The organism is Pseudomonas sp. CFBP13509 (genome assembly GCF_005233485.1).
In the GTDB taxonomy this organism is placed as follows: Bacteria; Pseudomonadota; Gammaproteobacteria; order Pseudomonadales; family Pseudomonadaceae; genus Aquipseudomonas; species Aquipseudomonas marginalis.
On the sequence record NZ_QGAA01000002.1, the window covers coordinates 452477 to 465988 of the forward strand.

At 61.7% G+C, this 13512-nt stretch carries 7 protein-coding genes and 1 tRNA gene; 2 read left to right on the forward strand and 6 right to left on the reverse strand.

Features of this window, described 5'->3' with window-relative positions; genetic code table 11:
* Nucleotides 1-13: 13 nt before the first annotated feature.
* The 6 genes from PspCFBP13509_RS05460 to PspCFBP13509_RS05485 all read right to left on the reverse strand — a co-directional run bounded on the left by PspCFBP13509_RS05460 (nt 14) and on the right by PspCFBP13509_RS05485 (nt 11541).
* The gene (locus tag PspCFBP13509_RS05460) at nt 14-3853 is read right to left on the reverse strand and encodes a cellulose biosynthesis protein BcsC (RefSeq protein WP_137211663.1); all 3840 of its coding nucleotides are present in this window, start codon (nt 3851-3853) and stop codon (nt 14-16) included.
* On the reverse strand, nt 3835-5031 hold the full coding sequence (bcsZ, locus tag PspCFBP13509_RS05465) for a cellulose synthase complex periplasmic endoglucanase BcsZ (RefSeq protein WP_074848428.1): 1197 nt from the start codon (nt 5029-5031) through the stop codon (nt 3835-3837). The genes PspCFBP13509_RS05460 and bcsZ overlap by 19 nt, the downstream gene beginning before the upstream one ends.
* Nucleotides 5028-7295 carry a cellulose biosynthesis cyclic di-GMP-binding regulatory protein BcsB gene (gene bcsB / locus PspCFBP13509_RS05470; RefSeq protein ID WP_027605102.1) on the reverse strand — a complete coding sequence of 756 codons (2268 nt, stop codon included), beginning with the start codon at nt 7293-7295 and terminating at the stop codon, nt 5028-5030. Before bcsB ends, bcsZ begins: the two co-directional genes overlap by 4 nt.
* Complete coding sequence (bcsA, locus tag PspCFBP13509_RS05475) at nt 7292-9511, reverse strand: UDP-forming cellulose synthase catalytic subunit (protein WP_137211664.1); 2220 nt, start codon at nt 9509-9511, stop codon at nt 7292-7294. Before bcsA ends, bcsB begins: the two co-directional genes overlap by 4 nt.
* Nucleotides 9508-10557: a cellulose biosynthesis protein BcsQ gene (gene bcsQ / locus PspCFBP13509_RS05480; protein ID WP_446730744.1), complete on the reverse strand. Its 1050-nt coding sequence runs from the start codon at nt 10555-10557 to the stop codon at nt 9508-9510. The genes bcsA and bcsQ overlap by 4 nt, the downstream gene beginning before the upstream one ends.
* A gap of 573 nt (nt 10558-11130) precedes the next feature.
* On the reverse strand, nt 11131-11541 hold the full coding sequence (locus PspCFBP13509_RS05485; protein WP_137211665.1) for a hypothetical protein: 411 nt from the start codon (nt 11539-11541) through the stop codon (nt 11131-11133).
* A 188-nt stretch (nt 11542-11729) separates the two neighbouring features.
* On the opposite strand from PspCFBP13509_RS05485, the gene PspCFBP13509_RS05490 reads away from it, so the two are divergent.
* A tRNA-Thr gene (locus tag PspCFBP13509_RS05490) sits at nt 11730-11805 on the forward strand.
* A 164-nt stretch (nt 11806-11969) separates the two neighbouring features.
* Complete coding sequence (locus tag PspCFBP13509_RS05495) at nt 11970-13298, forward strand: tyrosine-type recombinase/integrase (protein WP_137211666.1); 1329 nt, start codon at nt 11970-11972, stop codon at nt 13296-13298.
* Nucleotides 13299-13512: the final 214 nt, after the last annotated feature.

Genomic DNA, 13512 nt, shown 5'->3' on the forward strand with positions numbered 1-13512 from the left:
GACTCCGATTTAATCAGTTGGAATAAGGGGAACGGTACGGGCTGACCGGCAAAGGCATAGGTCCGCTCAGGTCTTCGAACAAGTAGCGCAGATAGGCATTACCCGCGTACTGGCGGTAATCCTGGGCGTTATCGAGTCCGATTTCACCTCCCAGGTAGAACCGCGAGCTGAGACGGTATTCGGCAGCCGCGTTGAAGCTGTAGCCGACGCCGGTTTTGCTGGTGCTCTCGTACTTGGGATTACCCCTGGACGCTTGCAGCGTGCTTTCGCCCGGGAAGAAATCCGCCCCATCTTGCGCGATATGCTGCAGGCCTACCGAACTTTTTACCTGGTAACTGAAGCGATCAAAGCTTTGTGCCCAACGAATCGGCACGCCCAGGGAGAAGAAGCGCTGCGGACTGAAGTAACCACCGTTGCCGTAGGTGTAGAAGTCCTGGTTTTCCTTGAAGGTCATCGCCGAGCCGCTGATACCCAGGGTCAACGTGTCCCGCTGGTTGTTGCGCAGATACCAGTAGATGCCGCTGCCCAGTTCCAGGCGGGTGTTGTCTTCGACGTTATTGCCCAGCAATTCATGCAGCGACGCGTAGCCGTAGACGCCCAGCTTCTGGTTGTCATAGCTCAACTCACCACGGCCGCCGTTGGCGGTGACGCCGCCCCATTTGTTGCCATCGCCGTCTTCGGAACCCGCGAAGGAAGTGACACTGTCGGTGACCGGACGCCGGGAAATATTGGCGCCATAGCGGAAGTTCGAATTGGCCTCGAACGGACGCGAGACACTCACGCCACCCACCAGGGTGTTGTAGAGGAAGCCCAACGGGCTGACCCCGACGTCGGCCTTGAGGCCTTCATCCGGATTCTCGAACGCGACGGCCAAGCCAACACCGGTGTCGCTCTGGGAGCCCGCCGGGGTGGTGGTGCCTTTGCCGAAACGCGACAACGCATCGCTGCCCACGCTGCCCGCACTCAAGTGCACCGGCGTGACGCGCAACGCTATGGTGTTATCGCCCACCGGCATGCGCGCTTCGAACGGCGCTTCCACATCGGTGATCTTGCTCAAGCCTTTCTCGCCGTTATTGCTGCGCACGCTCAAGCCCTGCACCACATACCCGGTACGGTCACGCAGGATGGTATCCAGCGCACGCCGTGCCGGGCTCAGCTCGGGGCTGTCGATGGAGGCGATGGTCGACGGCGGCACAAACGGGTCGCTCAGGTCGTTGGACGTCGCGCTGGCAAACGCGCTGGACGTGACGGTCTTGGTCGGTGCATCGATCGGCGGCGGCACGGCGCCGGCGACAGTCAGGTCGGTGACCTGGCGGCGCTGGCCCGGCAAGCCCACGAAGGGGTTATACGATTTGCCCTGAGGTTCGGCCTGGGCCACCTGGGTCCTGGCCTTCATCGCGGTTTCAATCGCCAGGGCCTTGCGCAGCAGTTCAGCGGCTTCGCTGTTCTTGCCCAGGCCCTGATAGATGCGTGCCGCCGAAGTGAGGATCTCCGGGTTGCCCGGTTCGAGCGCCAGGGCCTTGTCGCTGGCCGATTGCGCCAGGCTGCGGTCGTTGCCTTTCAGGGCGATGTCCGCCAGACCCAATTGCAGGCGCGCATTGTTCGGGTTCTGCTGGATCAACGGCGTGTACAGCTCCATGGCCTTCTTGCCATTGCCGCTGGCCGCGTACATGCGCGCCAGGGCACCGACACCCAATGCGTCGTTCGGGCGCTGGGCCAGGGCTGGGGAAAGCATGTCGTAGGCCGCCACCAGGTCGTTCTTCTCGCGCAGGGCGTCGGCCTGCTTGACCCGGTACAGGTAGATCAAATCGTCATAGCGCTGGCGACCGATCTCGGTCAACGGCTGGCCTTGCACTTCGCGCAGGATCTCGCCCGCCTCGCTGTACTTGTTGGCCTTGAGCAGTACGTTGGCGTACAGCAGTTTCTGGTCGACGGTGGGGTTGGGGTTGTTCTCCACCACTCTCTGCATCATGTCCAGGCCGAACTGCGGGGCGCCCACTTCAACATAAGCAGCAGCCAGCACCGCCACGCGCTCAGGTTTTTGCCGGGTCAGCGACTCGGAACGACCAAGCAGCGCCAGGGCTTCCGGACGCTGGCCACGGCGCGCCGTTTCGATGGCGATGTCCGTCTGCTGATGCAGGGCGATATCGATCGCCAGCTCGTTCATGTCCGCCGTGCGCTGGGCGGTGGGGATGCGCCCGAGGGTGGCCTCGGCTTGTTTCCACTCGCTCAGTTCAGCCGACAACAGGGTACTGGTGTACAGCGCATCCGGTTGGTTGGGCTGGGTCTTGAGCAGGCCGTCGATCAGGGCACGCGCATTGCGGATCTGACCGTCGCGCAGGTACATGCGCGCCAGGGCAAAGCGGGTCCAGGGGTTTTCCGGGTCGGCGTCGAGGGCCTGGCGGTAGGCGGCTTGCGCAGCCTTCAGGTCACCGCGCTGCTCGGCCAGTTTGCCGACCTGGGTAGCGCGCAGTGCGTTGATTTTCACGCTCGGCGCAAACTTGGCGCGCTGGGCCGGCGACACCGAGTCGATCAGCTTCAGGGCTTCATCCGGCTGGCCGGATTGGGACAATACGTTGATCAAACCGCTGAGCGCATCCGGGTCGCCAGGGTGACGGGCCAACACCTTGCGGTAGCCGGCTTCGGCAACGTCGAACTGGTTGTCCTGGGCCTGGAAACCGGCCAAGGCGATTGCCGCACCCGGTTGGCCCGGGTTCAGGCGCTCGGCCTGGGCCACCAGGTCACGGGCCTGGGCACCGCGGCCGGCGCGCTGGGCGTCACGGCTCTGGCTGATCAGATTCCAGTAACGCACGTCGTTCAGGGCCGACTGCCATGCGGCGCCACCGGGCAAGCGCGTGGCCTGCACCAGGTAGTTTTCCGCATCGCTGAAACGCTCTTGCTGTTGACGCAACACGCCCATGCCACCAAGGGCATCGACGTCATTGGATTTTTGCGCAAGGCGCGCCGTGAGCAGTGGCTCGGCGGTTTTCAAGTCGCCGTCGTCCAGGGCCTTGAATGCCTTGGTCATCTGCGGATCACGCTGCCAGGCACCGCCGCCCTTGCCTTGGGCGATGCCCTTGTCCATGAGCGCGCGGATCTCGGTGTCATCCGGGTGCACGGTGAGAAATTGCTGGAACAGCGACACCTGGTCCGGCTTCGGTGGGCCGAGCCAGACCAGCGCAAAGCGCCAGGTTTCATCGGCGTTGCCGCCCACGTCGTTGTTCGAGGCCAGCTTGGCCAACGCACGGATACCGTCCGGCCGGGTTGCCGGGTTGCGTGCCAGGTGCTTGGCCAGGAACAGCGCAACGATCGGATCGTTGGGCCGCTCACGGGTCAGGCGCTGCAGGCCGGCAATGGCCTCATTGGTGCCCTTGGCGGTAAAACCCAGGGTGTTGTAGTACTCACGGGCGATCAGGCCCTGGGGCTGGCGGCCCTGGAAAATCTGACGGTACAAGGCCACGGCCTTTTCGCGCTCGTCTTCGGGCTCACCCAATTCACGCGCCTGCTCCAGCAGCTTGGCATTTTCCGGCATGTTGACGGTGATGTCCTGCTCCAGCTGCAACGCCTGGCGCGGCACCGGGCTCAGCGCTTGCAGTCGGGCCAGGTACTTTTGCGCCTCGGCCGGGTGGTTCTGCTGCATCTGGATCAGGCCGATGCCATAAAGCGCGTCCGGCTGCTCGGGGCTCAGGTTAAGCAGTTTCTGCCAGGTCTCCAGGGCCCGCTCGGGGTTTTTCTTCGCCTGCCAGTAGTAGCCCTGCTCGATCAGCAGGGACTGCGGGTCGCTGGTTTCAGCGAAGCTGGCGGTCGAGGCCAGGGCGGCGAGAATCGCAATGGCTAGCGTGTGACGGCGCATGCTGCCTCCCAGGAAAGTTTGACCGTACCGTCTTGTTCAAAACGGTACTTCTGATCGGAAAAGCCTTGGCTGAACAGGCTGAGCATGTAGTCGTAGTAGATCGGCTGCGCGCTGTCCGGCGCCGAGGGAGCCAGGGCTTTGTTGAGCGCGTCGTCGACCTTGGCCTTTTGCAGTTGTGCCAGGGCGGTTTCGCCACGGGCCTGGAAGAAGGCAATGGTCGACGCCGAGAAGCCGATCGGCGAATAGCCGTTGTTCTTCTCGACTTCGCCGGTGGTGACGTGGATTTTCTCCGGCGGGAAGCCGGTGGCCGCCGCAGCCGTCGCCCGGGACATGCCCCCCAGGGACTTGAGCATGCCCGCCGCGAGTGGATCGGCCTTGGCGGTCATGCCGGCCCACATGTAGGTGCGGATCGCGTCGTAGCTGCCCAGGTCATCGGAGAACGGGTCGACCACAAACAGCCCGGTGTTGGCACTGGTCGCGCGGTAACCGACCCAGTTAGCCGCCAGGCCATGGGGGTTGCTGGCGGTGTCGGCGAGCATCCGCGCGTTGCTTTCGGCCACTTCGTTCCAGCCGGCATTCGGCCGCTCTTTATGGAAGCGACGTAGCTGCGCCAGCACCTGGTAGCTCGGGTTGAACCGCCACAGACCACCGGCATGGGCGTAACCCACCGGCCCCGGCAACAGCATCTTGCCCAGGCCCGGCACACGCACGATCAGGTTGCGTTCCACATTGGCCAGCATCAATTGCGCATCGGCGCGGTATTGCGGTGCATTCCACACGCGGGCCGCTTCAAGCAGGGCGTAGGCCATCCACAAATCCGCGTCGCTGGCAGAATTGGGGTCGATCACGCCCCAGGTGTTGTCAGGCTTTTTGCCCCACAACCAACCTGGCAGGTTCTGGCCGATATCGGCCCCCGACATGTTGGCCTTGGTCCAGGTCCACAGCTTGTCGAAGCTGCCACGGTCGTTGCCGACCAGGGCGAAGAACATCGCGTAGGACTGCCCTTCCGAGCTGCTCTCGGTAGGTTTCATGGAGGAGTTGAGCACGCGGCCGTCGTCCTGCACGAAGCGCTTGGCATAGTTCTGCCACAACGGCCAGTCGCAGCTCTGCGCCTGCGCCACACCAGCACACATCAGCGAGCCCAGCGCTATCAGGGCCATGCTACGCAGCGGGCTCATGCCAACCGCCGTTTTGCACGGGCACGCAGCGACAGGTAGATCAGCGAAGTGACCACCGCCAGACTGAGGAAGGTGATCAACAGCATCCACCCCAGGTGCTGGGACAGTTGCCACTGCATGAACTTGAAGTAGTTGAGCTTGCCGACGTAGTACTGCTCGTCCGCCACCAGCGAGCTGATCTGCGTGCCTTGCACCACCGCCAGGCTGCCCTGGATCGAATCTTTGTAGTCGTCGCCGCCGATCAGGGCGGAGGTAGCTTCCAGCAGGCCTTGCGGCTGGTTGCTGGCGATCAGGACCACGCTGCGCCCGGACTTGAGCGGCGATTGGAAACCGGCCAGCCAGGTGCTGCTGCTCAAGCTGTTGAAGGTGATCCCGGTATTGGCCTTGTGGATATTGGCCGCCGGATCGGGGCTGACCCAGCTGCGCACATAACGCGGCAGGTCCGACAACAGGAACTGATGCTGCGCGCCATCGCTGGTCGCCGGCAGGTACTGCTGCCACTGCTTGAGCAGCGGTTGGTTGGCGGCGGTGGCGAGCACCAGCAGGTCCTTGTCGGCGACGCTTTGCACATCTTTGGCCTGTACCACTTTCACGGCAGTCGCCGGGTAACCGGTGGCTTCGCCGAAGCGGCCGAGCACGGTCAGGTAAGCGGTGATTTCATCGGTGCCGAAGTTGTCCGGCATGACCACGGCGGATTCCGACAGGTCGGCCAGGCGCGTGAACGGGAAACCGGAGTCGTTGAACACACCCAGGTTAGGCATGGCGATGTAGTGCTGGTAACCGGTGACATCGAGGGTCGAGTCCGGGTCGACGGAACCGCGCATGTTGTCGACGATAATGTCGCGGCATTCGCCTTCCTTGATGTAGTCGTACATAAAGCGCAACTGCAGCTTGGACTTGGGCGATGCCGAGCTGATCGGCAACAGGGTCGTCACTTCACGGGGCAGGCTTTCGTCTTTCTTCAACTGGTCGAGCAGGGTTTGACCGCCGCCCAGGTTGGTCACCGACGGCAGCGCCACGGACTTCATGAACTGGTCATTCAGACCGATCAGCAGCGCGGAATTGGTCGACACCTGCTGTGGGGTGTAACGGTATTTGAGGTGCAGCGGCACGCCTTCTTCACGCCAGTTGAACAGGTCAGGCGGCAGGCGCATGTCAACGCTGATGGCGCCGGGATTGTAGCCCGACACACTGAGTTTCTGCTGCTCGACCAACTCACCGAGGCGCACCGGGCGGTTGCTCGGCAGCCAGTTCGGGGCGTCATAGGGACGGCGCGGCGCGAGGGCTTCGAGCTTGGTGATGACCACGCTGTTGCCGGCCAATACCGGGCTACCCAGCACCACGGCGGTGGCGGCGCGCTTGAGCTCTTGCGCGTCACGGCCGGTGACGATCAGCAGCTTGCCATTGGCGTCGGTGGGGTTGGCGATCAGGGTCAACGTCGGGCCGGTCGGCTTGGCGATGGCGACACCGTGCACATCCATGGCTTCGGCGGTTTGCACCAACACGATGGCATTGCCCTTGGCCGGCAGCTCGCCGAGGGTGGTCGGGAAGGTCGCGCCACGGTAGCTGGCGAGGCCGCCGATCCAAGACGACAACGCACCGGCCGCTTCCAGGGCGGCACTGTCCGGCGCGGTGGCGAACACGAACGGCAGGCTCACCCGGCGCGCGTCACGCTTATCGAAGAATGGCAGCGGCAGCACGGCCAGGTCGTCCTTGAGGACGATCGGCTCGACCTGCACTTTCAGCTCACTGCTGTTGCTGATCTTGGCCCACAGGCTGCTGTGCAACGGGTCTTCGCAGGACATGGTGTAGTGACCGATGAACTGCAGGCTCAAGCGGTTGAATTCGGTGATCAACTTCGGCGGGATCTGCACCAGTTGTTCCTGCTGAGTGCCGGCCCCCTCTTTGGGCAACGCCAGGCTGGCGGCTACTTCGCCGTTGACCAGCACGTTGATCTGCGACAGGTCCGCCAGCAACGCCGGCGAGTAGCTGTACTTGAGCAACAGTTGCGCGCCCTTGACCACTTCGTCGGCACGAATGTCGAAGTTGACGCTGTCGGAAGACTCCACCCCTTGCAGGTTCATGGTGTCGCGACGCCCCAATTGCTTGAGGGTCAGGCTGTAGCCGTTGTCGGTGCTTTGCACGGGCACGGTGGTCACCGCTTGCTCGGCAGCTTGCGCCAGGGTATTGAAACCCATCAGCGAGGCGATCATCAGCGCGAGTGCACGGCGCGGATGAGGGCGAGCGAAAATCTTCGAGGTCATGGCTTGTCCATCAGCGTATCAAGCGGTTTTTTGGGGGTGCGGCTCAAGGCCAGACGCAGTTCGTGTAGGGTGGCGCGGCCGAGGGTGAACAGGCCGCCGATGCCGATGGAGCTGACTTCGCGCAGGGCCGCCAGCGGCGTATCCGGTTGGCCGGCGCCCCAGCTCGCGGCCCAGGTGTCGGCGCGGGAGAAGGTCAGGCGTACCAATTCGCTTTGCTGGCGCAGGCTGAGGGGTTCGAACTGGGCGCCGATCTGCGCCCCTTTGCTGAACACCACGCGCGCATCGAACAGGCTGTCCTGGCCGTTGCGCGAAAGCACCAGTTGCACGCGCTCGCCCTGGGTGATCGAGTGACCATCGGTGAGCATCAGGCCGAAGCCGTTCTGCGAGAAATCCTGGGTAGTGCCATCCAGCACTCGGCCGTCGGCACAGATAATGCTCACCGGTAGCTTGGCGCTGACGCGCGGCTCGGAACGCACCTGGCGCGCCTCCGAGGCCACGGCGACGGCGGCGCTGGTGATGATCAGGTTGTAGAGGGTCCAGGTCAGGTTGATCGCCACCGTCACAGCCGTGGACGCATCGCCCCAGATCAACTGATGGATACCAAAGCCCAGGCCGACCAGGTTCACGGCCAACAGCACCAGGTAAGGGCGCGCCAGCTTCCAGTCGAAGAACTGCTTGTCGATGATGCCGCCCTTGTCGGTGACGTTGAAGCCACCGGCCTTGGGGTTGACCAGCGCCACCAGCACCGGCGGCAGGATGTACCAGGCCAGTACGGTCTCGTATACCTCGTTCCAGAACGAGTGCCGGAAGCGGCCCTGGATGCGTGAGTTGGTCAGGCTTGAATGCACCAGGTGCGGCAGTACATAAGCGACGATCATCAGCGCCGAGGCATGGAAAATCTCCGCGCCAAAGACCAAATAGGCCAGCGGTGCGGTGAGGAATACCAAACGCGGCAAACCATAAAAGAAGTGCAACATAGCGTTGGCGTAGCAGATGCGCTGGCCCCACTTGAGGCCCTTGCCCAGCAGCGGGTTGTCGGTGCGGAAGATCTGCGCCATGCCCCGCGCCCAGCGAATCCGCTGGTTGATGTGGCGCGACAGGCTTTCCGTGGCCAGGCCCGCGGCTTGCGGGATCGCCAGGTACGCCGTGTTGTAGCCCAGGCGGTTGAGCTTGAGCGCGGTGTGGGCGTCTTCGGTCACGGTCTCGACGGCTACCCCGCCGATTGCCAGCAGCGGCTCACGGCGAATCACCGCACACGAGCCGCAGAAGAAGGTGGCGTTCCACAGGTCGTTGCCGTCCTGCACCAGGCCGTAGAACAACTCGCCCTCGTTGGGCACGGCGCGGAAAGTGTCGAGGTTCTTTTCGAACGGGTCCGGCGAGAAGAAGAAGTGCGGCGTTTGCAACATCGCCAGCTTCGTATCCTTGAGGAACCAGCCCAGGCTGACTTGCAGGAAGGAGCGCGTCGGCACGTGGTCGGCGTCGAACAGCGCGACGTATTCGCCGTCGGTGACCTTCAACGCTTCGTTGAGATTACCGGCCTTGGCGTGGAAGTTGTTGTCGCGACGGATGTAGTTGACCCCGACCTTGCGGCAGAACTCGCGAAAGTCATCACGGCGGCCGTCATCGAGCACGTGCACACGCAGCTTGTCCTTGGGCCAGTCCATCGCCTGGGCGGCGAAGATGGTCAGTTTTACGATGCTCAGCGCTTCGTTATAGGTGGGGATGAACACATCCACCGTCGGCCATTCTTCCGGCTCGGTCTTGAGCCACACCGGGGTGCGACGCAGCGGCCAGGCGGTTTGTACGTAGCCGAAGATCAGCACGATCAGGGCGTAGAACTCGGCGGCGACCAGGCCGTAGCCGAAAAACATGTCGAGCCAGGTTTCAAAGCCCAGGGTGGAGGTGAGTCGCCAGAACATGTAGCGCAGCGAGGCCACCAGCGACAACACCACCAGCGCGAGGATTGCCAGGCGCCCCGGGATCTTGCGCAGCACCAGCACCGCCATGAAGCACACAACGGCAAACAGGCATTGGCTGTAGAGGTCCAGCGGCGCACTGATAACGCCAAAAAACAGCAGGGCACCGAGCACGCAACTGGCAAATACCAGCACCGTACGTAGCGCTGCAGGCCAGCGATTGAAGCGCGCGATGGCGCCATTCAGGCGCTGTTCAGCGCGCCCTTCGACGAAGGGCGTGGAGGACGTATTGTCGGTCATGGAAGGTCCGAGTCGATGCGTTCGAGCAAGGCGCGGCACAGGGCGTGGACGTCCTGGCAGCCGATACTGTTGACGGTAGGGTCGAGGGGATCACGCCCGTAGGCCTGGACTTCGCTGAACGCCAGGTCGCGGTGTACCGTGCCCAGCAGGGCACTGCCGAGGCGCGTCTTGAACACCTCGGCCATGTCCAGGCTGAAGCGGTGGGCGGCGTCCAACTGGTTGATCACATAAAAGCGTTGTGGCGGTTTTGCGCGTTGCAGGTATGGCGCCAGCACGCTGTCCATCTGCTCCAGGGTGCTGAACGACGCCACATCCGACTGCACCACCACCAGCACCGCGTCGGCAACCGACATGGCTTGGCGGAGGTACACGGTGTTGCCCGCCGGTACGTCGATGATGACCGTGTCCTGGCCGTTCAGCTTAAGGCTGGCCAAACGCTTGCCAAGCCACTCGGGATCCTGACCCAACCAGCGATTCAAGCTCTGCTGCTGCTCGTGGTCAGTGCCACCGAACGCCACCAGCCGGCAACCGCCAAAGCCGCGTTCAGGCAGGGCTTCCCAGCTTTCGTTAAGCAAGCTGGTAGCGCCGATGCCAGGGAAGTCGAGGCCCAGGCACAGGTGGTGACGCAGGGCGTTTTGCGGGTCCAGGTCGAGGGCAAGCGCCGGGTGCCCCTGGCGCTGCAAGCCACTGGCAATCGCAGCAGACAAGGTGCTACGGCCGACACCCCCTTTAACCGAAACCACCACCACCACTTTCGGCGTGGACTGCTCCGAATACACCTCGCCTTGCGGGCCCGGTACCACTTCGGACCGTGGCAGGTGGTCGGCGGCGCCATGGTTCAGCTCTTCGAGCAAACGCAACAACGGGGCCGATGGGGCTTCATCCAAGAGAGCTGCCAATGCAGGCGGGGGAGCAACAACCTCCGGGCTTTCCAGGACCTCTACTTCGTCCTCGATAAACTCATGGATAAAGTCGATTTCGCGGTAGCCATTCGGGTTGGCACCCAGCTTGTTGAATAGTTTTGAAATGTCATCTGCTCGACTCACTCACTGCCCCTCCCCACCTGGTTTGCGCTTTAAAGGCGATAAAAAGGTCAGCGAAGAGCTGACCTTGTATTTTTATAGTTATGTGTTGGCCGAGGCATTCTGTGATATCACATTGATGGTGTCAGTATTTTGATGCTTTTAGCTCGATATTATCCGACGAACGGCGTGGCGCCATTTTTATGACGAATCCAGCGATAAAAATGCATTCGTTGTAAGAACATGAACTTGCACCGATTTATCGTGATTTTTGTTGGCCTGATGGTCAAAAACGGCACAAATCTGACATACCCATAAACAAATAATCCGTTGCCTCAAATCTGTCTCGAAAATTTGCCTACACGATTTTGCGATTAAACCCACTATTCATATCGCGCGACAGAATACGCAAACCGCGCCTGGATTCAAGGCAAAACCCACCCGGCGGTCGCCCGCGACGTCTATGCACAACTAAGCAAAACCCACGCCGCTGGACACTTCCTCGACCTTCAATGAACCCATCCATTGAACCAAGAGGATACCCAGCACGAGCGCGAACGCGTTGACCATCGTCAGCCAGCGGACAACTGCTCAGGCTTATTGATGAACCCGCCGCTCGGTGAATTCATAATCACCCTGGCAATCACTGGTGGGGTCCGCTGCCACACTCACGTAATGCACGGTGTCCGGGTCCACCAGCTTATAGGTGTACACATCCGGCGAACGCACCCCATCGGTGCGCAACTCGTTCTTACCGTCGGCCGCCGACCACGACCCCTGCTCGGTCTGAATCACCTGCGTCTGCTGCGCATCGCGAAAGAAGGTAATGGTGAAACGGCCATCGGCCTTGAGGTGGTTGGTCCACGACAGGAACTGACAGTTGCCGGTTTCCGAACGCAGGCCTTTCCAGGTACCGACCAACGCGGGGTCGTTGCCGGGCTTGGTAGTGGAGCATGCGCTGAGAGCGGCGGCGAGGAGGATGAGGCACAGGGAGAGAATCCGTTTCACGTGGGGCTTCCTTAGGCAGGGATGAACTCAACATCGCACCGGCCAGACCGCCCGGCGACGAGGGAAGAATCCTACCCGCGCTTGCCGGAAAAAGGGGCGTTCGTGAAAAAAGCTCAGGTTCTGCAAAAATAGTCAGAATTCAGGGGTTTACAGAACGTTGCCAATCGCTATAATCGTCGCCCTAACACGCCGGTATAGCTCAGTTGGTAGAGCAACTGACTTGTAATCAGTAGGTCCCGGGTTCGACTCCTGGTGCCGGCACCACATTAGGCTCCACTGCATTCCACCGAATGCTCTGGAAGCCCCGAAAACCCGCCCTTTGGCGGGTTTTTTCGTTCCAGAACCCTCCGTCGGGATCCAACAAAATCCCCCTTCCCCGAGGGTATGTTAGGGGTACTGCGATTTCCCGGTCAGGAGCGCGTACCCCTATGCCACGTCTAGCGATCCCCCTCAGCGACCTGCAATGCCGCACGGCCAAAACCCGCGAACGCGCCTACAAACTGTTCGACGGCGGCGGCATGTACCTTTTCGTCAAACCCAATGGCGTGAAGACCTGGCGCTTGAAGTACACCAAGCCCAGCGGCAAGGAAGGTACGCTCATCATCGGCAATTACCCCATCGTTACCCTTTCCGTCGCACGACGTAAGCGAGACGAAGCCAAGGCGTTGCTGCTCGACAACCTCGACCCAATGGAAGAAAAGAAGAGGGCCAAGATCGTAGCCCAACGGGCGGCACTGCTTTTCGAAACCGTTGCTCTGGAATGGCACGCCGACATGTCTCGCCGCTGGACCGAAGGCCACGCAAAAACCGTAATGAGCCGACTGCGCACCCACGTCTTCCCGCTGATCGGCCAACGGCCCATCGCCGAACTCGATACCCACGACCTGCTAGAGATCACCCAGCGCATCAAGGAACGCGGCACCATGGATGTGGCTTTAAGGGTACAGAACTACTTATCCACCATCATGCGCGGGGCCAAAAGGGCTCGGCAGATCACCATGAATCCTGCGCTGGACCTGGCAGGCTCGATTCACGCGCCGCGCACAATCCATCGCCCGGCCCTCTCCCTCAACCGCCTACCCGAACTGCTACACCGGATCGACAACTACAACGGCCGCGAGCTGACGCGCCTCGCCGTCCTGTTGACGTTGCATGTATTTGTCCGCTCCAGCGAACTGCGTTTCGCTCGATGGAGTGAGTTCGATTTCCAACGCGCCATGTGGGAAATCCCCGACACGCGCGCACCGATTGAAGGGGTACGCAACTCCACACGCGGGACCAAGATGAACGGCGACATTCAAATGGTTCCGCTATCGCCGCAGGTCATCGAAATACTGGAGCGCCTGCGCAGCCTCAGTCGCTTTTCAGAGTTGGTGCTACCGGGCGACCACAAGTACTGGAAGCCCATGTCCGAGAACACGGTGAACACCATGCTCCGCAACGTCGGCTATGACACCAGCAAGGACGTTTGCGGCCACGGCTTCAGGACCATGGCCTGTAGCGCCCTGCTTGAGTCCGGGTTATGGACCGACGCAGCCATCGAAAGACAAATGAGCCACAAGGAACGCAACCGTGTGCGCGCCGCGTATATCCACAAGGCCGAATTCCTCGAACAGCGCAGGCTGATCATGGCGTGGTGGAGTAACTACATCGACGCCAACCGCCATGGGCATGTGACGCCCCACGAATTCGCTCACCCAGTCGGCAACAACATCACCGCCCTACAAAATAGCCGTGGCGCATCCAAACGTGGGTAAGCCAATGAGATCACCGCAGTCCGCCCTTCCACGCGGGTCCATCCAAACGGGGCTGCAAAGCCGCCCTGCTTGGATGGACCTCACTTAAAAAATCTAAAGCCCACGCAACTGTCTGTGGAAAACCACTGATTTCCACCGGTGGATAATTTCATCCACAGCCGCAGAATTCCCGAAAATGCGAGCCTTGACCCAAATTATCCACAGGCGTAGAAAA